Annotated in this window: 18 protein-coding genes; 7 read left to right on the forward strand and 11 right to left on the reverse strand. The window is 73.6% G+C overall.

From position 1 onward, the window contains the following. Positions 1-8: 8 nt before the first annotated feature. The 6 genes from D7044_RS06130 to D7044_RS06155 all read right to left on the reverse strand — a co-directional run bounded on the left by D7044_RS06130 (position 9) and on the right by D7044_RS06155 (position 6,858). Complete coding sequence (locus D7044_RS06130) at positions 9-899, reverse strand: TrmH family RNA methyltransferase (RefSeq protein ID WP_411710970.1); 891 nt, start codon at positions 897-899, stop codon at positions 9-11. Positions 900-929: 30 nt separating this feature from the next. After that, complete coding sequence (locus D7044_RS06135) at positions 930-1,493, reverse strand: dihydrofolate reductase family protein (RefSeq protein WP_120688273.1); 564 nt, start codon at positions 1,491-1,493, stop codon at positions 930-932. Positions 1,494-1,733: 240 nt separating this feature from the next. Next, positions 1,734-3,941, reverse strand: a complete 2,208-nt coding sequence (locus D7044_RS06140) for a transglycosylase domain-containing protein (protein ID WP_120688274.1) — start codon at positions 3,939-3,941, stop codon at positions 1,734-1,736. Positions 3,942-4,125: 184 nt separating this feature from the next. Further along, the gene (locus tag D7044_RS06145) at positions 4,126-4,932 is read right to left on the reverse strand and encodes a hypothetical protein (RefSeq protein ID WP_120683355.1); all 807 of its coding nucleotides are present in this window, start codon (positions 4,930-4,932) and stop codon (positions 4,126-4,128) included. A gap of 343 nt (positions 4,933-5,275) precedes the next feature. Beyond that, positions 5,276-6,379: an SPFH domain-containing protein gene (locus D7044_RS06150; protein ID WP_120683353.1), complete on the reverse strand. Its 1,104-nt coding sequence runs from the start codon at positions 6,377-6,379 to the stop codon at positions 5,276-5,278. Positions 6,380-6,384: 5 nt separating this feature from the next. Further along, positions 6,385-6,858 (reverse strand): NfeD family protein, encoded by a 474-nt coding sequence (locus tag D7044_RS06155; protein WP_120683351.1) that lies wholly within the window; start codon positions 6,856-6,858, stop codon positions 6,385-6,387. 117 nt (positions 6,859-6,975) lie between these two features. Here D7044_RS06155 and D7044_RS06160 point away from each other — a divergent pair, with 117 nt between their 5' ends. Then, entirely contained in the window at positions 6,976-8,283 is a 1,308-nt protein-coding gene (locus tag D7044_RS06160) for a serine hydrolase domain-containing protein (RefSeq protein WP_120688275.1), read from the forward strand. 80 nt (positions 8,284-8,363) lie between these two features. On the opposite strand, the gene D7044_RS06165 is transcribed toward D7044_RS06160, so the two are convergent. Next, positions 8,364-9,182 (reverse strand): DUF3097 domain-containing protein, encoded by an 819-nt coding sequence (locus D7044_RS06165; RefSeq protein WP_120683347.1) that lies wholly within the window; start codon positions 9,180-9,182, stop codon positions 8,364-8,366. A gap of 264 nt (positions 9,183-9,446) precedes the next feature. On the opposite strand from D7044_RS06165, the gene D7044_RS06170 reads away from it, so the two are divergent. Further along, positions 9,447-10,241 carry a hypothetical protein gene (locus D7044_RS06170; protein WP_120683345.1) on the forward strand — a complete coding sequence of 265 codons (795 nt, stop codon included), beginning with the start codon at positions 9,447-9,449 and terminating at the stop codon, positions 10,239-10,241. 69 nt (positions 10,242-10,310) lie between these two features. On the opposite strand, the gene D7044_RS06175 is transcribed toward D7044_RS06170, so the two are convergent. The 4 genes from D7044_RS06175 to fabG all read right to left on the reverse strand — a co-directional run bounded on the left by D7044_RS06175 (position 10,311) and on the right by fabG (position 13,752). After that, on the reverse strand, positions 10,311-11,177 hold the full coding sequence (locus tag D7044_RS06175) for an HAD-IIA family hydrolase (RefSeq protein ID WP_199716527.1): 867 nt from the start codon (positions 11,175-11,177) through the stop codon (positions 10,311-10,313). Further along, positions 11,129-12,157: a ferrochelatase gene (locus D7044_RS06180; RefSeq protein ID WP_120683341.1), complete on the reverse strand. Its 1,029-nt coding sequence runs from the start codon at positions 12,155-12,157 to the stop codon at positions 11,129-11,131. The genes D7044_RS06175 and D7044_RS06180 overlap by 49 nt, the downstream gene beginning before the upstream one ends. A gap of 89 nt (positions 12,158-12,246) precedes the next feature. Further along, positions 12,247-13,014, reverse strand: a complete 768-nt coding sequence (gene fabI / locus D7044_RS06185) for an enoyl-ACP reductase FabI (protein ID WP_120683338.1) — start codon at positions 13,012-13,014, stop codon at positions 12,247-12,249. A gap of 33 nt (positions 13,015-13,047) precedes the next feature. Next, the gene (gene fabG, locus D7044_RS06190) at positions 13,048-13,752 is read right to left on the reverse strand and encodes a 3-oxoacyl-ACP reductase FabG (protein WP_120683336.1); all 705 of its coding nucleotides are present in this window, start codon (positions 13,750-13,752) and stop codon (positions 13,048-13,050) included. A 158-nt stretch (positions 13,753-13,910) separates the two neighbouring features. Here fabG and D7044_RS06195 point away from each other — a divergent pair, with 158 nt between their 5' ends. From D7044_RS06195 to D7044_RS32255, 5 genes are all read left to right on the forward strand, one after another. Next, a complete protein-coding gene (locus D7044_RS06195; RefSeq protein ID WP_120683334.1) occupies positions 13,911-15,140 on the forward strand; it encodes a sensor histidine kinase in 1,230 nt (409 codons plus the stop codon). Beyond that, entirely contained in the window at positions 15,137-15,799 is a 663-nt protein-coding gene (locus D7044_RS06200) for a response regulator (protein ID WP_120683332.1), read from the forward strand. The genes D7044_RS06195 and D7044_RS06200 overlap by 4 nt, the downstream gene beginning before the upstream one ends. Before the next feature lie 95 nt (positions 15,800-15,894). After that, the gene (locus D7044_RS06205; protein ID WP_120683330.1) at positions 15,895-16,797 is read left to right on the forward strand and encodes an alpha/beta hydrolase; all 903 of its coding nucleotides are present in this window, start codon (positions 15,895-15,897) and stop codon (positions 16,795-16,797) included. Continuing rightward, positions 16,794-18,116 carry an acyltransferase family protein gene (locus D7044_RS06210; RefSeq protein WP_120683328.1) on the forward strand — a complete coding sequence of 441 codons (1,323 nt, stop codon included), beginning with the start codon at positions 16,794-16,796 and terminating at the stop codon, positions 18,114-18,116. The genes D7044_RS06205 and D7044_RS06210 overlap by 4 nt, the downstream gene beginning before the upstream one ends. Before the next feature lie 130 nt (positions 18,117-18,246). Then, entirely contained in the window at positions 18,247-18,396 is a 150-nt protein-coding gene (locus D7044_RS32255) for a hypothetical protein (RefSeq protein ID WP_158609406.1), read from the forward strand. Positions 18,397-18,399 lie beyond the last annotated feature (3 nt).

Genomic DNA, 18,399 nt, shown 5'->3' on the forward strand with positions numbered 1-18,399 from the left:
GCGGCCGCTCACAGCGGGTCGTCGCGGCCCAGTTCCCAGAAGGCGACGGCGGCGGCGGCCGCCACGTTCAACGAGTCCACGCGCCGGCGCATCGGGACGACCACCCGTACGTCGGAGGCGCGCTGGGCCGCCGCGGTGAGGCCGGGGCCTTCGGCGCCCAGCAGCAGCGCCGCCCGCTCCCGCTGCGCCGGGCTGAGCCGCTGGATCGGCACGGCGTCCGGCGCCGGCGTCATGGCGAGCACGGTGAAGCCCGCCTCCCGGGCCTGCTCCAGGCCGGCGGGCCACTGCTCGAACTTGGCGTAGGGCACCGCGAACACCTCGCCCATGCTGACCCGGACACTGCGCCGGTAGAGCGGGTCGGCGCAGGTCGGCGAGAGCAGCACCGCGTCGATGCCGAGCGCGGCGGCGCCCCGGAAGATCGCGCCGAGGTTCGTGTGGTTGTTGACGTCCTCGAGGATCGCGATCCGGCGCGCCTGGGCCAGCACCTCCGCCACCGTGGGCAACGGCCGGCGGCGGAAGGAGGCCAGCACGCCCCGGTGGACGTGGAACCCGGTCGCCTTCTCCAGCACCTGCTGGCTCGCCGCGTAGACCGGCGCGTCCCCGACGTCCAGGTCCGCGAGCTGATCGACCCGCTTCGCGTCGACCAGGTACGACCGCGCCGGGTACCCGGCCCGCAGCGCCCGGCGCAGCACCAGCTCCCCCTCGGCGATGAAGAGCCCGTGTGGGGGCTCCCAGCGGGTACGCAGCTCGACGTCGGTCAGCGCCCGGTAGTCGGCGATCCGCTCGTCGTCAGGGTCGGTGATCTCGTGGACGGGCACCCGACGATTCTGCCGGACGCCCGCCGGGCCACCCGACGGCGACCGGCGCGGCGCGGCGCACCTCACGCCGCCCGCCGCCACTCGTGCCCCCGCCACGGGTCGCCCGTCGCGTCACTCCCCACGCCGGTAGCGCAGCAGCACCGAACGGGCATCGAGGATACGGCTCTCCGCCAGGCGCAGGCCGAGCCGCTCGACGTCCACGAAGACCGGCTGGCCGCCGCCGAGCACCACCGGATGCACCACGATCGCGTACTCGTCGATCAGGCCGAGCCCGGTCAGCGCCGCGGCGAGCTTCGAGCCGCCGCTGAGCAGGAGGTCCTTGCCGGGCTCCGCCTTGAGCGCGCCGATCTCGGCAGCGAGGTCCCCGGCGCCCACCACCCGGGCCCCCTCGGCCGCCTCGGTGAGCGTCCGGGACACCACGATCTTCGGCATCTTCCGCCAGACCGGCGCGAAGGCGAGGTCGTGCGGGTCCTGCGACATCGACTCGGCCCGCGGCCAGTAGTAGGACATCAGCTCCCACACCTTGCGGCCGTAGAGGAAGGCGCCCGCCCGCTCGGTCAGCTCGGACGAGTACGCCGACAGCTCCGGCCCCATCTGCGCCCAGTCGAACTCACCGTTCGGGCCATGGATGTAGCCGTCGACGGACTGGTGCACGTAGTAGACGATCTCGCGCATGGCGGTGCTCCTCCGGTGTGTACGCCCCCGACGGGCGTGCTCACCGAGTGGTCGGAGCCGCCCGAGGCGGATCCGACAACCCCCGCCGAACTTTCTTCCAAGATTTCGCCGGAACGGCTTCTGGTGCGCTCGTCAGGGCCGTGGCGATGACGCACGCCAGGTCGCCCGGATACGGCTTCGGGTGCGGTCGCCGCCCCGTGGCGAGGGCGACCGCACCCGAATCCGGCCGAGTTCTCTTCGTCAGCCGCGGCCGGCGAGCCACCGCTCCAGCAGCGAGCCGGGGTCGTTCGCGCGCTGGCGGTCGTCGGTGCGTTCCCGCCGCGCCGGCGGCCGGTCCGCCGGCCGGTGCGGATCGCCGGCCAGCTCCTGGCTGGGCGCGGTGAAGTCCTTCTCCGGCTTGCCCTTGACCGCGGTCGAGATCACGTGCGCGACCGCGTCGATCACCTTGCCCTGCACGGCGGAGCCCACCGAGACGGTCGCGTCGTCGGGGTTCGCGGCGATACCGGCGACGGCGACCTGCGGGGTGAAGCCGACGAAGGTCTCGGTCGCGTTCTCCTCCGAGCTACCGGTCTTGCCGGCGACCGGACGGCCGCCCAGGATGTCGTTCACCGAGGTGGCCGTACCCCCGTTGCACTGCCCGAACGCGGACTGCTGCCCGACCGGGCACCGCGCCGCGTCCGTGGCGGCCCGCGCCACGTCGGCGTCCAGCACCCGCTTGCAGGACGGGTCGGCGACCGCGACCCGCTCGCCGTTCGGTGCGGTCACCGACATCACCGGCAGCGGCTTGCAGTACATCCCCTCGGAGGCCACTGTGGCGTACGCGTTGGCCAGGTCGAGCGGCGTGGTCGCGGCGACGCCGAGGGTGAACGACCCCCAGCTGGCCGCGTTCTCCTCGGCGAACCGGGCATCCGCGTCGGCGCGGAAGGTGATGCCGAGCCGCTGCGCCATCTCGACGACCTTGTCCTGGCCGACCTGCTCGGCCAGCCACACGAAGTACGTGTTGACGGAGCGGCCGAAGCCGTCCCACATCATCCGGTAGCCGTCCATCCAGTCCGGGTTGGCGTTGGCCGGGCACCAGTGGCCGTCGCAGTTGCCCTCGCCGTTGTCCGGGTACCGGGTGGGCAGCTTCGCGGGCGCGTCGAAGCCGGTGGAGAGCGTCTTGCCCGCCTCCAGCGCCGCGAGCATCGTGAAGAGCTTGAAGGTGGAGCCGGCCTGGTAACCCTCGACCCCGCCGCCGCCGGAGACCAGCGGGTTCACGGTGTTCGGGTGGTTCTCCTGCCCCTGCGGGTTCGCGGCGAGGCTGTAGTGCCGGTTCACCGCCATCGCCAGCACCCGGCCGGTGCCCGGCTCGACCGCGGCGATCGGCAGGGCGTTCTTGTTGTCGTACCCGTAAACGTCGGTGGCCTGCTTCTGGGCGGTCGCCTGGATCTTCGGGTCCAGCGAGGTGACGACCGTGTAGCCGCCGCGACGCAGCGCCTGCTCCCGCTCCTCGGTGGTCGCGCCGAACGCCGGCTGGGTCAGCCACCAGCGGCGCAGGTAGTCGCAGAAGAAGCCCCAGTCGTCGTGCCCCTGCGCGGTGGCCGTGCAGCCGTTGGACTGCGCGGTCGGGTGCAGGACGAGCTTCTCGGCCTTCGCCTGGGCTGCCTGCTCGGCGGTGATCGCCTTGGTCTGCACCATCGAGTCGAGCACGTACGACCGGCGGGCCAGCGCCGTGTCCCGGTCACCGTCGATCGGGCTGTACGCGTCCGGCGACTGCACGAGACCGGCGAGCAGGGCCGACTCGGCGAGGGTCAGCTGCCCCGGATCCTTGCCGAAGTACCGCTGGCCGGCGGCCGCGATCCCGTACGCACCGGAGCCGAAGTAGGCGATGTTCAGGTACCGGTTGAGGATCTCGTCCTTGCTGAGCGTCTCCTCCAGCGCCGAGGCGTACCGGATCTCCTGGAGCTTGCGGCCCACGGTCTGCTCGGTGGCCTCCGCGCGCTCCTCGGCGGTGCGGGTCGGGTCCGTCTTCAGCACGTTGCGGACGTACTGCATGGTCAACGTGGAGCCGCCCTGCTCGGTACCGCCGCCCTTGACGTTCGCCACCACCGCGCGGAAGAGGCCGCGCAGGTCGGCGCCGCCGTGCTCGTAGAACCGCCGGTCCTCGGCCGCCACGATCGCCTGCCGCATCACCGGGGCGATTTCCGCCAGCGGGACGTCGGTGCGGTTCACGTCGTAGAACGTGGTGATCAACGTCTTGCCGTCGTTCGCGTAGAGGTAGGAGCGCTGCGGCGTGGCCGGGGTGCGCAGCGCGTCCGGCAGCGCGGCGTACGCCCCGAGCGCCGACCGGGTGACGAGCCCGAACAGCAGGTTGCCGGGGAGCGCGGCCACCGCGAGGACGAGGCCGGCCAGCACCCCGGCGAGCAGCACGGTGAACAGCCGGGAGAGCGGCGAACGGAGAGGGGCCATGGTCCCCAGGATTGCCACGAAAGCCATCAACCGACCACCCTGCGGGTCGGTTTGTCAGGAACTTCACCGCCTCCCCCCAGCAACCTCCCACCCCACCTTGCGCGGTGATCATGAGGTTGACGGGCCTCCTGGAGATCGAATCCCCCGTCAACCTCATGATCACCGGGGACAGGGGGCCGGGGGGTTAGGCGGGTGAGAGGGGGCCGCCGCCGGGGGCGGTGGGGGGTGGGGTCGCGGTGGCGACGCTCGCGGAGGCGGCGTCACGGACGATCTCCCGCGGCACGAGCCGGCCCGAGCGGTAGCCGATGCCGATCCCGGCGATCAGTACGAAGATCGCGCCGAAGGTCTGCAGGGAGCCGACCAGCGCGCCGCCGAGGCCCAGCAGCGGTGCGGCGATCATCAGCATCACCCCGTCGCCCATGCTGAACGTGCCGGACCGGGACACCGCCCAGCCGGTGAGGAACCATCCGATGCTGTAGAAGGTCGCGCCGATCAGCACCAGCATCCGGGCGGTGGTGCCGAAGACGGGCGTCTGCTCCTCCAGCCCGGCGAAGGGGAGCATCAGGACCGTGCCGGCGATGCTCACCAGCAGTCCCGCCGCGGCGCCCCGGCGGCTGCGGGTCGCGGCGAGGAGCCCGGTGAGGGCCAGCAGGGCGAGCAGTCCGAGCCAGATCGCGGCCACCCAGCCGACCAGGTAGAGCGGCCGGCCGTCGGCCGGGTAAGGGTCGTTGCCCACCCCGCCGTCGCTGGCCATCGCGACCACGCCGTACAGGACGGCGTAGGCGGGCAGCAGCCAGACCGCGGCGCGGGCGAACCGGCGTACCGACCAGGCCCAGCTCGCGTTGGTCGCCGGTCCCGCCGGGGTCGGCTCACCGGCGAAGGGCAGCACCCCGAACCCACCGCCGGTACGCCGGGTACCGAGCGGTCCGGTCGGGTCGTGCGCGCCGCGCACCGGGGCCGAGGACCATATCCGCTTCGCCGGGTCCTTCATGCGCCACCTCGCTCCCACGAGCGGTGCGGGACACGCCGGGGCGCCCCGATGCCTGGTCACCACCCGTCCTCGGACCGATCGTGGCAGCGATCCGGGCAGGAATGAGGGGTTTTCGCGTTATTCCTCGACCCGGCACACGAGGTCCGCTCGGGGCTTTGATCAACTCGACTTCCTGGATGTCGTGGTGTCCCAGGCACGTCGACACCCCGACTTCACCGAGGTCGAGTCGATCAAGCCGAAGAGCCCCGGCCGAACGAGCCGAGGAGAGGCGGCGCAAAAAGAGCGGGCCGCCGGGCTGCTTCCCGAGGGAATCAGCCCGGCGGCCCGCGTGGAAGGTGTTCGCTCAGCCGCGCTCGCGCTGGTCGGCCGGGTCGTTCACCAGGTTCGCCGGGGTGACCGGCTCCGGCGCGGGCAGCCCCTGCGGGGTGCCACCGGTGGCCTGCGCCTCGGCGACGCGTACCTCGTCGTGGATCTCCTGGGCCGCGGCCGCCGCGGCCTGCGCGGCCTCGGCCGCCTCGCGCTCCACGGCGCTCGCGTGCTCAGCCGCCTCCGGCACGGGCTCGTCCCCCACCATCCGGCTCAACCCGCCGAGCGCGCCGCCCATCCCTTCCAGGGCCTTGGTCAGCTCGGCCGGCACGATCCAGACCTTGTTGGCGGTGCCGTTGGCGATCTGCGGCAGGGCCTGGAGGTACTGGTAGGCGAGCACCTTCTGGCTCGGGTTCGCCTGGTGGATGGCGTCGAAGACGGTACGGATCGCCTTGGCCTGACCCTCGGCCTGGAGGATCCGGGCCTGCCGGTCACCGTCGGCGCGCAACACTGCGGCCTGCTTCTCACCCTCGGCGGTGAGGATCTGCGCCTGCTTGTGCCCCTCGGCGTTGAGGATGGCGGCCCGGCGGTCCCGCTCGGCGCGCATCTGCTTCTCCATCGAGTCGCGGATGCTGGGCGGCGGCTCGATCGCCTTGATCTCGACCCGGGTGACCTTGATCCCCCAGCGGCCGGTCGTCTCGTCCAGCACCCCGGAGAGGTGCCGGTTGATCTCCTCGCGGCTGGTCAGCGCGCGCTCCAGGTCCAGCGAGCCGATGACGTTACGCAGCGTGGTGACCGTCAGCTGCTCGATGGCCTGGATGAAGTTGGAGATCTCGTAGGTCGCGCGGACCGAGTCGATGACCTTGTAGTAGAGGACCGTGTCGATCGAGACGACCAGGTTGTCGGAGGTGATCACCGGCTGCGGCGGGAAGCTGACCACCTGCTCCCGCATGTCGACCTTGGTGCGCACCGCGTCGATGAACGGCACCAGCAGGTTGAGGCCCGGGTTGAGGGTCCGCTTGTACTTCCCCAGCCGCTCGACCACGTCCTGGCGCTGCTGCGGCACGATCCGCACCGCCTTGGCCAGCGTCACCACGGCGATCAACGCCACGGCGATCACCAGCACGGTTATCGCTGTCATTCCCGTCACCCTCCCGCTTCCGGCGATTCGCCGGACGTAACGTCATCGTCCTGCCACACCAGGGCGGTCGCGCCCCGGACCTTGATCACCCGCACCCGCCGACCGGGGTCGAACGACTGCGTCGCGTCGTACGACCGCGCGGTCCACAACTCGCCGTCGATCTTGACCAGGCCGTGCTCGGCGTCCACCCGCTCCAGCACCAGCGCGGTGGCCCCCTCGATCGCCTCGACCCCGAAGGGCTGCTCGCCGCTCTCCAGCGCCGAGCGTCGGTGCCGCCGGATCACCGGCCGGACCACCGTCAAGGTGAGCGCGGAGACCCCGGCGAACACCAGCGCCTGCACGGGTGTCGGCGCGCCGAGCGCCGCAGCACCGGCCGCGGCGAACGCACCGGCCGCGAACATGATCAGGAACAGCGTCGTCGTGAAGACCTCGGCGACCGCCAGCAGCACACCCAACACGATCCAGAGCACGGCGTCCACCCCTCGATCGTGACACGCAAATGCACGCGCGGCTGCCCCGCGATGATCAGTAAGCTCGGCGGCGTCCGCGCCGGGCCACCCGGCCGCGCCCACACCCCCCGCGAGCGAGGAGAACCCGTGACCCTGCTGCCCGGCACCGCCCGTCAGGTCGACCTCCTGGTCGCGCAGGCGCAGTCGGCGGGGCGTACGCCGTCGCTGGTGATGGGCGTGGTCCGCGACGGGTCGCTGGCGCACGTCGCCACCGCCGGCGGGCACCCCGCCGCCCACCCGGACCTGCAGTACCGGATCGGTTCGATCAGCAAGACGATGACCGCCACGCTCGCCATGCAGGAGCGCGACGCGGGTCGGCTCAGCCTCGACGACCCGCTGGAGAAGCACCTGCCCGGCACCGGCGTTGGCGCGCTCACCCTGCGCCAGCTCCTCGGGCACGCCGGCGGCCTGCAGCGGGAGCCGGAGGGGCTGTGGTGGGAGCGGGCCGAGGGCGCCGACCTCGCGACCCTGCTGACCGGGGTGGACGCTGCCAAGATCGCGTACCCGCCGCACCGCGCGTACCACTACTCGAACCTGGCGTACGGGCTGCTCGGCGGGGTGCTGGAGCGGAGCACGGGAACGCCCTGGGCCGAGCTGCTCCGCCGGCGGATCCTCGACCCGCTGGGGCTGCGGCGCACCACCTACTCGGCGACCGAGCCGTTCGCGCGCGGGTACGTGGTGCACCCGTGGCACGGCACCCTGCGCGAGGAGCCGCGTACCGACACCGGCGCGATGGCCCCCGCCGGGCAGCTTTGGTCCACCGTGGAGGATCTCGCCCGCTGGGCGGCGTTCCTCGCCGATCCGGCGCCCGAGGTGCTCGCCCCGGCCACCCTGACCGAGATGTGCGCACCGGTGGTGATGAGCGACCTCGACTCGTGGACCGGCGGGCACGGCCTCGGGCTGGAGCTCTACCGCGACGGGGATCGCGTCTACGTCGGCCACGGCGGCTCGATGCCCGGCTACGTCTCCGCCCTGGCGGTGCACCGGCCGAGCCGTACCGCCGTGGTGGGCTACGCCAACGCGTACGGCTTCGGGATCGGCAGCCTCGGGCGGCGGATCCTCACCACCGTGCTCGACAGCGAACCGCCGCTCCCGCCCCCCTGGCAGCCGACCGCCGTGGCCCCGGCGACCGGGGTCATCGAGGTGACCGGCCGCTGGTGGTGGATGGGCGTGCCCCTCGACGTCCGCTGGGACGAGGCCGCCGGCGAGCTGGAGGTGCTGATGCGCGGCGAGCGGAAGAACCGGTTCGTCGCCGAGGGGCCGGACCGGTGGCGGGGCTGCGCCGGCCCGGAGCACGGGGAGGTCCTCTCGGTGCTGCGGGACGACACCGGCGCCGTGGTGGCGCTCGACATCGCCACCTTCGTCTTCACCCGCACGCCCGACCAGGAGCCCTGACCGCGGGCCTCAGCCGCGCGGACGGTCGCACCGCAGGCGGCGCCGGGGCTCCAGTGACTGGCGCAGCCGAGGCCGGCGGCTCAGTCGGTCGCGGGCTCCGTGACGAAGTCGATCAGACGCTCCATCGCGTTGATGAGGGGCGTCTCCACGTCGGCGAAGCTGTCGACCCGGGACAGGATGTGCCGCCACATGTCGGCCGGTTCGGCCACGCCCAACGCGGCGCAGACCCCTTCCTTCCAGGGCCGGCCCGGCGGCACCACCGGCCACGCCGCGATACCGAGCGCGGCCGGCTTCACCGCCTGCCACACGTCGACGTACGGGTGGCCGGTCACGAGCACGTGCGGCGAGGTCACCTTCGCCACGATCCGGCTCTCCTTCGAACCCGGCACCAGGTGATCGACGAGCACACCGAGCCGTCGACCCGGCCCCGGGGCGAACGCGCGCACCTCCGCGTCGAGGGCGTCGATGCCGTCCAGCGGCTCGACCACCACCCCTTCGATGCGCAGGTCGTCGCCCCAGATCCGCTCGACCAACGCGGCGTCGTGCACACCCTCGACCCAGATCCGGCTCGCCTTCGCCACCTGCGCCTGCACGTTCTCCAGGGCGATCGAGCCGGACGCGGTACGGCGGCGCGGCGCGGGGGCCGGCGTCCGGACCGGGCGCCGCAGGGTCACCGCCTCCCCGTCGAGCAGGAACGCGGCCGGCAACAGCGGGAAGTTGCGTCGGCGACCGTGCCGGTCCTCCAGCACCACCGCACCGGACTCGAAGCCCACCACCGCGCCGCAGAACCCGGAGTCGGCGTCCTCGACCACCAGGTCGGGCTCCGCGTCGACCTCCGGTACGACCTTGCGCCGCCGCCAGTTCCCCGCCAACACGTCGCTCTCGTACCGCCGCGCCATGTGGATCACGCTAGCCGCCGCCCCGGCGCTCGACACGCCGACACACCGGCCCGGGCGCACGCCACCGGCCGGCACCACACCGTTCCCGGCGCGCCGTAGCACCGGACGACAGGGACGAAACGGTCCCGACGGTCCGGCATCAGCGCATGATCGACGGGACCTGACGGGTCGGCACGGAGGCGGCGAAGCGGGCAGTTCGGCGCAGGCCACGCCGCCGCACCGGCAGCCGAGACACAGCCGGTCGTCACCACGTACCCTTTCGGCATGTCCACCCCCGCAACGGGCGCGGCTACGCTGACGCCCCGCCGGTCGAGCCGGTTCGTTGCCTGGGTACGCGCGTGGCGCGCCGGGTTGGTGCCCTTCGACGAGGTCGCGGACGCGATCGCCGGTGTCGAGGAGCACCTGGTCGCGGACGCCCCCGGCACCTGGACCGACGTCCCGCTGGGCGAGGCGCTGCCCGTCCTGGCCAAGATGTCGCCTGACGAGATCCGTCTGGTGCTGCCCGCCCCCGGCGATCCGCGTGGGCTGCCCGGTCCGGGCGACTTCACCGGCGCTGCGCTCGTCGTCGGCGAGGCGGTGGTGGCCGGCAGCCTCGGGCTGATCCCGCAGGTGCGCTCGCACACCTCGGGCTCCGGCGACACCTTCGAGACCGTGCTCTGGCAGGTCTACCCGCTGCCGGCCAACGCGCCGGCGGCCTCGCTGACCCTCCCCGGCGCTGCCGAGGCGGAGGCCGAACTCGCCGCGGCGCTGGCCGAGACGACCGCCGCGCTGACCCGCCTCGACGTGGCGCAGTGGCGGCCCGAACTGGCCGGCGCGCTGGAGGCGTTGCGCCGCCCCGACGGCGCCACCGACCTGCCGCCCGGCTTCGACCCGCGCGCCCGCCGGCTCTTCGCTCGGGCCGCCGTCCTGGACCGGGTGCTCGCCCTGGCCGGTCACGCGGCTCCGGGCGGCGCGATCAACAACTACGAGGCCCAGCAGCGCGACGCCGCGCTGCGCCCGCTGACCACGGCGTGCCGGCAGGCCCTGGTGGCCGCCTGCAACGCCCCGCTGCGTCCCTGAGCGACGGCGACGGACTCTGCCGCAGAAGACGTGATCAGGATCCGCCGGGGCCGGTGCTGACCGGCCCGGTCAGATCTCGTCGATCAGGTCCGCCACCGAGTCGACGATGCGCGACGGGCGGTACGGGTAGCGCTCCGTCTCGGCCCGGGTGCTGATCCCGCTCAGCACGAGGATCGTCTCCAGACCGGCCTCCAGGCCGCACAGGATGTCGGTGTCCATCCGGTCGCCGATCATCGCGGTGCTCTCCGAGTGCGCGTTGATCGTGTTCAACGCCGAGCGCATCATCATCGGGTTCGGCTTGCCGACGAAGTAGGGCTCGATGCCGGTCGCCTTGGAGATCATCGCCGCGACCGAGCCGGCGGCGGGCAGCGCGCCCTCGACCGACGGACCGGTCACGTCGGGGTTCGTGCAGATGAACCGCGCCCCGTCGTTGATCAGACGGATCGCCTTGGTGATCGCCTCGAAGCTGTAGGTGCGGGTCTCCCCCAGCACCACGTAGTCCGGGGCGAAGTCGGTCAGCACGTACCCGACCGCGTGCAGCGCCGTGGTGAGCCCCGCCTCCCCGATGACGTACGCGGTGCCGCCCGGGCGCTGCTCGCCGAGGAACTGGGCGGTGGCCAGCGCCGACGACCAGATCGCCTCCTCCGGCACGTCCAGCCCCATCCGACTGAGCCGGGCCTGCAGGTCGCGCGGGGTGTAGATCGAGTTGTTGGTGAGCACCAGGAACGGCTTGCCGGAGGTGCGCAGCCGCTTGACGAACTCGGGCGCGCCGGGCACGGGCTGGCCTTCGTGCACCAGCACACCGTCCATGTCGGTGAGCCAGCTCTCCACGGGCTTACGGTCAAGCATCAGGTGCTCCCAGGGGATCGGTCGGGGGCGGATCGAGGTCAGGGGCGGCGCGGCGGTACGCAGCAGACCGCCGGGCAGGTGTCCCAGAGCGGCAGTTCGCCGAGGCGTCGGCGCAGCTTCGCCCCGTCCGGGTCGGTCCGCTCGGCGACGAGTTCCCGGACCATGGCGACGAAGCGCGGATCGACACCGGGAGTGGCCGCCCGGGCGAAGTCCAGCCCGAGCCGCTTCGCCGTCTGCCGCGCCTCCGTGTCCAGGTCCCAGACCACCTCGAGGTGATCGGAGACGAAGCCGATCGGGCTGACCACCACACTCGTGGTGCCCGCCTCGGCGAGCGCGGCCAGGTGATCGTTGACGTCCGGCTCCAGCCACGGCACCTGGGGCGGGCCCGAGCGGCTCTGCCAGACCAGGTCGTACGGAAGGTCGGGCGCGGCGGCCGCGGCCACCAGCCGGGCCGTCTCGCGCAGCTGCGCCTCGTAGCGGCCGCCGTGCGGACCGGCGCTGGCCGCCATGGAGATGGGCACCGAGTGCGCGGTGAAGACCAGCCGGGTGCTCTCCCGCTTCGCCGGGTCGAGCTGGCCGAGCGCGGCACGTACCGCGTCGGTGTGCGGCTCGACGAAGCCCGGGTGGTCCCAGAACTGGCGCAGCTTCTCGATCATGGGCGCGTCCGGGCCAACCGCGGCGCGGGCCGCGGCGAGGTCCTCCTGGTACTGGCGGCAGGAGGAGTAGCCGCCGTACGCGCTGGTGACGAAGGCGAGGGCGTTGGTGATCCCGTCGTCGCGCATCTGCGTCACGGTGTCGGCGAGCATCGGGTGCCAGTTGCGGTTGCCCCAGTAGACCGGAAGATCCACACCATTCGCGACGAAGTCGGCACGGATCGCCGCGAGCAGGTCGCGGTTCTGCTGGTTGATCGGGGAGACCCCGCCGAAGTGCTGGTAGTGCTCGGCGACCTCGGCCAGCCGCTCCGGCGGCACGTTACGACCCCGGGTGACGTTCTGCAGGAACGGCAGCACATCCTCGGGCCGCTCCGGCCCCCCGAAACCGACAAGTAGCACCGCGTCGTACGCCATGGCTCCCATTCTTCCCCGCGGCCCGACGCCGACGACGACGGCCCCGCCAACGGGTGCCCCCGGTCGCGGCGGGGGCACCCTACGCCCGGTCAGGCGCCGAGGGCGTGGTAGCCACCGTCGACGTGCACGATCTCGCCCGTGGTGGCCGGGAACCAGTCCGAGAGCAGCGCCAGGCACGCGCGGGCGGCCGGCTCCTGGTCGGTGAGGCTCCAGCCCAGCGGGGCGCGCTCGGTCCAGGCGTCCTCGAACTGCTCGAAGCCGGGGATCGACTTCGCGGCCATGGTGCGCAGCGGGCCGGCCGAGACGAGGTTGCTGCGGATGCCCTGCTTACCGAGGTGCATCGCCAGGTAACGGGAGGCGGACTCCAGCCCGGCCTTGGCCACGCCCATCCAGTCGTAGACCGGCCAGGCCTTCGTCGCGTCGAAGGTGAGGCCGACCACCGCGCCGCCCGGGGACATCAGCGGCAGCGCCGCCACCGCCAGGGACTTGTAGGAGTACGTCGAGACGTGGACCGCGGTGGCCACGTCCTCCCACGGCGCGTCGAGGAAGCCGCCACCGAGGCAGCTCTGCGGGGCGAAGCCGATCGAGTGAACCACCCCGTCCAGGCCGTCGACGTGCTCGCGCACCTTGTCGGCGAGTCCGGCGAGGTGCTCGGTGTTCGTCACGTCGAGTTCGATCACCGGGGCCGGCTCGGGCAGCCGCTTGGCGATCCGCTCCACCAGGGAGAGCCGTCCGAAGCCGGTCAGCACGACCTGGGCCCCGTTCTCCTGCGCGAGCTTCGCCACCGAGAAGGCGATCGAGGCGTCGGTGATGACGCCGGTGACCAGCAGCCGCTTACCGGCCAGCAGTCCGGACATGCCGGGTTCCTCCGTCCTGTGTGGTGATCGGGGTCAGTGGCCCATGCCCAGGCCACCGTCGACCGGGATCACGGCGCCGGACACGTAGCCGGCGCCGTCCCCGGCGAGCCAGGTGACCACGGACGCGACCTCGTCCGGGTGGGCCATCCGGCCGGCCGGGATCGACTTGCGGATCTCCGCCTTGCGCTCGTCGGAGAGCACGGCCGTCATGTCCGTGTCGATGAAGCCCGGCGCCACCACGTTCGCGGTGATGTTGCGGCTGCCCAGCTCGCGGGTGATCGAGCGGGCCACCCCGACCAGGCCGGCCTTGCTGGCCGCGTAGTTCACCTGACCGGCGCCGCCGGCGAGGGCGACCACCGAGGAGACGAAGATCATGCGGCCCCACCGGGCGCGGAGCATCTTGGTCGAGGCGCGCTTCGCGCAGCGGAAGGCACCGGTCAGGTTGGTGTCGAGCACCTTGGTGAACTGCTCCTCGGACATCCGCAGGAGCAGCGTGTCGTCGGTCATGCCGGCGTTGGCGACCAGCACCTCGACCGGCCCGAGCTCCGCCTCGATCGCGGTGAAGGCGGCCTCCACCGACTCGGCGTCGGTGACGTCGCAGCGCACACCGAAGAAGCCCGCGGGGGCCTCCCCGCTGCGGTAGGTCACCGCCACCCTGTCGCCCTGCTTGGCGAAGGCCTGCGCGACGGCCAGTCCGATCCCCCGGTTACCACCGGTCACCAGCACGGTACGGGCCACGATTCCCCCTTGCGACGTCGCGAGCGTGGACGGGACGGAGCCTAGGCGTTACCGGCAGGTAAGCGCTAACCGGAGTGCCGTGTCACACCTGGGTACGACCCACGGAGTGGCTCCGTGGGGGCACGACCGGAACACCCCGTCGAACTACGCTGCGTGGGATGGATCGCAGTCCCGTCCGCACCGCCGTGGCGGCCCTCCGCCGCGCCGTGGCCGGGCCGGACTACCCCGCGCTCCGCCCGCCGCTGCGGCGCTGGCCCCGCGTGGCCGCCGTCGCGCGGACCGTCGGGCTGCTGGCGCTGGTCGGGTTGGCGCTGATCACCGTGTTGTTCCTGCTCGAATCGCGGAAGCTGACCGTCGGCACCGCCTGGCTGATCGCGATCCTCACCGTCGCGCCGCTGCCGCTGCTGCGGACCCGTCCGCTCTGGGCCTGGCGGGTCATGTTCGTCGGGCAGCTGTTCGGCACCTTCAACCGGAAGTCGACGGAGGCCTGGCCGTGGAACCCCACCCAGGTCCTCGTCATCCTCGTCGTGTTGATCGTCGTGGCCGCCCGGGTCGACCGCGCCGTGCTGGTCTGGATCGGCCTGTTCAGCCTCATCCCGGTCTGGATCTTCGTCCCACCGGCCAACCAGGTCGCCATCATCCTGCTCTTCGTCGTGCTGCTCATCGTCGGCGACCTGGTGCGGCACAACACGCACGCCCGGCGGGCGCTGGCCGAGCAGGCCGAGCTGAGCGAGCTGGAGAAGGCCCGGCGGGCGGTGCTGGAGGAGCGCACCCGGATCGCCCGGGAGATGCACGACGTGGTCGCCCACCACATGTCGATGATCGCCGTGCAGGCCGAGACCGCTCCGTACCGGCTCGACGCGGTGCCCGGCCCGGCACGCGACGAGTTCGCCGCCATCGCCGACTCCGCCCGCGCCGCGCTGACCGACATGCGGCGGCTGCTCGGCGTGCTGCGCAGCGAGACGGAGCAGGCCGGCACCGCGCCACAACCCGACCTCCCGGAGCTGCCCGCCCTGGTGGCGGCCGCCCAGCGCGCCGGCATGACGGTCACCCTCGACGACGGCGCGCCGGCCGACCTGCCGGCACCGGTCGGGCTGGCCGCGTACCGGATCGCGCAGGAGGGGCTGGCCAACGCGGCCCGGCACGCCGCCGGCGCAGCGGTGCGCGTCACGCTGCGCGCCCACGACGGACGGTTGACGGTACGGGTGTCGAACGCCGCCGGCGGCGCGCCGGCCGCAGCGGACCGGGCGGGCGGCGGGCACGGGCTGACCGGCATGCGGGAACGCGCCGTCGCCCTCGGCGGTACGTTCACCGCCGGGCCCCTCGACGACGGCGGCTACGCGGTCGAGGCGGTGCTGCCGTACGCCGACGAGGAGGAGACGTCATGATCCGGGTGCTGATCGCCGACGACCAGGCGATGGTGCGGCAGGGCTTCGGCGCGCTGCTCGCCGCCCAGCCGGATCTGCTGGTGGTCGGCGACGCGGCGGACGGCGCGCAGGCGGTCGCCGCCACCCGGCGGCTCGACCCCGACGTGGTGCTGATGGACGTCCGGATGCCGGTGCTGGACGGGCTGGCCGCCACCCGCAAACTGCTCGGCGACGGGCCCGCGCAGCGGCCCCGGGTGCTCATCCTCACCACCTTCGACCTGGACGACTACGTCTACGAGGCGCTCCGCGCCGGGGCGAGCGGCTTCCTGCTCAAGGACGCGCCGGCCGCCGACCTGGTGCACGCGGTGCGGGTGGTGGCCGGCGGAGACGCCCTGCTCGCCCCGGCGGTGACCCGCCGGCTGATCGCCGAGTTCGCGGCCCGCCCGGAGCGACACCGGCCCCGCCCCACCGAGCTGGCCGCGTTGACGCCGCGCGAGACCGAGGTGCTGCGGCTGATCGCCCGCGGCCGGTCCAATCAGGAGATCGCCACCGACCTGGTCGTCGCCGAGCAGACCGTGAAGACGCACGTGGGCCGCATCCTCATGAAGCTGCACCTGCGGGACCGGGCGCAGGCGGTGGTGCTGGCGTACGAGACCGGTCTGGTCGCCGCCGGCGAGTAGCCCCGCAGTATCGGGGCGGGAATCCCACCCCAGGCTGACGCTCGCCCCGCTCTCCCCCGTGCACTCTCCCCTCCGACAACCGGAGGGAGAACACGATGCGTTGGACCGACCCCACCCGAGCCGCGCTCGCCGTCCTGCTCGGCGCCGGCCTGCTCCTCGGCCGACCGGCGCCCGGCACGGCGGCGGGCTTCGTCGAGGCGTACCCGGTCACCGCGGCGGCGATGCGCGCCGCCGGCCCGCCGTACGCCGACTGGGCGGCCCAGGGACGGCGGTTCCTGGTCTTCGACCCCCGTGGTGACGGCCGCGCCGTCGAGGTCCTGGGCGACCTGGACACGGCCGACCGCATCGCGGTGCTGGTGCCGGGAGTGGGCACCACGCTGCCCGACTTCGATCGGGGACTGGGCGGGATCGCCCGACGCGCCCTCGCCGGGCAGGCCCGTGCGCTGCACGAAGCGGTGCGGGCAGCGGATCCGGGCGCCCGGGTGGCGGTACTGGCCTGGCTCGGCTACGACGCGCCGGACGGTGTGCTCGCCGCTGCCGGCCCGGCCCCCGCCCACCGGGGCGCCGCCGCGCTGCGGGCGACGCTACGCGGGCTGGCCGCACAGCACCCGTCGGCCACGGTGACGGTGGTGGGGCACAGCTACGGCGCGCTCGTCGCCGGGCTGGCCGTCGACCACGCGCCGGCCCAGGTCACCGACGTGGTCACCCTCGGCGGGGTCGGCACCGGAGTGGATCGGGCCGCCGGGCTCGGCCCGGGCCGACGGATCTGGGCGGCGGAGGCCCCGGACGACTGGATTCGTCGGGTACCACCGGTGCGGCTGCCCGGCCTCGGACACGGCCGACGCCCCGCCGACCCGGACTTCGGCGCCCGTGCCCTGCCCGCCGCCGACGTGCACGGGCACGACGGTTACCTCGTCCCGGGCACCAGCACGCTGGCCGCGGTGGCGGCGGTCGTGCTCACCGGAGCCGCCGCCGGCCCGACCGGGGTGGCCCGATGACCCGGGACTGGCCCGTCGACGCGCTGCGCGGGTACGCCGTGGCCGCCGTGGTGCTCGGGCACTGGCTGGTGACCGGTCTGGTGCTCACCGACGACGGGTCCCTCGGACAGGCCAGCCCGCTCGCCGCGATGCCCGCCCTCGCACCGGCGACCTGGGTGCTGCAGGCGCTCGGCCTCTTCTACTTCACCGCCGGGTACGCCTCCGCGCGGTCGGCCGCCCGGTACCGGGGCGGCCAGGGCCGCTGGCTCGCCCGCCGCCTGCGCCGGCTGGTGCTGCCCGCCGTCGCGCTGCTCGGCAGCGGTGCCGCGGTGCTGCTGGCGGCGACCGTGGCCGGTGTCCCGGACCGCACGCTCGCCGTCGCGCTGACCCTCGCGGTGAGTCCCCTGTGGTTCCTGCTGCCACTCTGCGCCCTGGTGGCGCTGACCGGCCCGCTGCGGGCGGCCGTACGCCGGTGGGGGCCGTGGTGGTGCGTCGTGCCGGCGGTCGCCGCGGTGGCCGGCGCCGACCTGGCCGACCGACTGCTGCCGGCGGTCGACGGTCTGCTGCCGGTGCGTCTGTTGGCCGCCTGGGCGGTGCCCTACCTGCTCGGCCTGGCGTACGCCGACGGGCGGCTCACCGGCCGCAGACCGGCGGCCGCGCTGGCGGCCTGCGGCGTGGGGACGGTCGCCGCCCTGATCTCGGCCGGATACCCGGCCAGCGCCGTCGGGGTGCCCGGGGCGGCGATGTCCAATTTGAACCCGCCCTCGCTGTTCGCGGTCGGCCTGGCGGTCACCCAGATCGGGCTGGGGCTGCTCGCCCGCCCGGTACTGCTGCGACTCGCCCGCCGGCCGCGGCCCGCCCGGGCGGTCGAGGTGGTGAACCGGTACGCGCTGCGGATCTACCTCTGCCACCAGCCCGTCCTGGTCGGGGTCACCGCGCTCGCGGCGCACGTCGGCGGAGCGCTGCCCGGGCTGCACACCGCCCCGGACGGCCCGCGCTGGTTACTGGCCCGCGCGGGTTGGCTGCCGCTGCTCGTCCTGGTGCTGGCGGCGCTCGTCCACCGGCGCTCGGTGGGCCCGGCCACCTCGACCCGGCCGGGGGGCCGTCGGCGCTCGGTAGACCCCGCCACCTCGACCTCTCCGGGCGGCTCCCGGCGCCCGGCGGGCCCCGCCACCTCGGCCCGGCCGGTGGGCCGGCCGGAGGCACCCGCCGGATGTGAGCCTCTCTCCGCCCGGGTATATGATGTTCATCGTTCCGAGCCCCGCCGACCGCAGGAGGTGATCGCTGTGCGAGATAGCGATCCTCCCAGTCGTGGCCGGGCCGATCGTCAGCCCCGCTGAGCCACGGCTTCAGCAGGTGAGCTGACCCAGCTTCGCTCCCGCACGTCACACACCCGGCTCTCCGGTCGGGGTGACGTCGTGTGCCGCCCGTCGTCCGAGGCGGCCGGGAGCCCCCCGGTCACGAGTTCGTGTGCGCGTCCTGACCCACCCGACCGCCCCGGCGCGCCCGAGGCTGTCCAGTCGCCACTCGGAGTCGACCATGAGCCGTTACGTCGCCCCGCTGGGGTTCACCCTCGCCGCCGTCTGGGTGGCGGTCCTCTTCGTCCTCGCCGGGCGCTGATCG

It is taken from the genome of Micromonospora musae, from assembly GCF_003626635.1.
Classification (GTDB): domain Bacteria; phylum Actinomycetota; class Actinomycetes; order Mycobacteriales; family Micromonosporaceae; genus Micromonospora; species Micromonospora musae.

Bases quoted from the DNA above. Each gene is read 5' to 3' on its own strand.
- fabI (WP_120683338.1), bottom strand. From the start codon at position 13,014: ATGTCCGGACTGCTGGCCGGTAAGCGGCTGCTGGTCACCGGCGTCATC.
- D7044_RS06195 (WP_120683334.1), top strand. From the start codon at position 13,911: ATGGATCGCAGTCCCGTCCGCACCGCCGTGGCGGCCCTCCGCCGCGCC.
- D7044_RS06205 (WP_120683330.1), top strand. From the start codon at position 15,895: ATGCGTTGGACCGACCCCACCCGAGCCGCGCTCGCCGTCCTGCTCGGC.
- D7044_RS06165 (WP_120683347.1), bottom strand. From the start codon at position 9,182: ATGGCGCGGCGGTACGAGAGCGACGTGTTGGCGGGGAACTGGCGGCGG.
- D7044_RS06150 (WP_120683353.1), bottom strand. From the start codon at position 6,379: ATGACAGCGATAACCGTGCTGGTGATCGCCGTGGCGTTGATCGCCGTG.
- D7044_RS06210 (WP_120683328.1), top strand. From the start codon at position 16,794: ATGACCCGGGACTGGCCCGTCGACGCGCTGCGCGGGTACGCCGTGGCC.
- D7044_RS06145 (WP_120683355.1), bottom strand. From the start codon at position 4,932: ATGAAGGACCCGGCGAAGCGGATATGGTCCTCGGCCCCGGTGCGCGGC.
- D7044_RS06135 (WP_120688273.1), bottom strand. From the start codon at position 1,493: ATGCGCGAGATCGTCTACTACGTGCACCAGTCCGTCGACGGCTACATC.
- D7044_RS06170 (WP_120683345.1), top strand. From the start codon at position 9,447: ATGTCCACCCCCGCAACGGGCGCGGCTACGCTGACGCCCCGCCGGTCG.
- D7044_RS06140 (WP_120688274.1), bottom strand. From the start codon at position 3,941: ATGGCCCCTCTCCGTTCGCCGCTCTCCCGGCTGTTCACCGTGCTGCTC.
- D7044_RS06180 (WP_120683341.1), bottom strand. From the start codon at position 12,157: ATGGCGTACGACGCGGTGCTACTTGTCGGTTTCGGGGGGCCGGAGCGG.
- D7044_RS06200 (WP_120683332.1), top strand. From the start codon at position 15,137: ATGATCCGGGTGCTGATCGCCGACGACCAGGCGATGGTGCGGCAGGGC.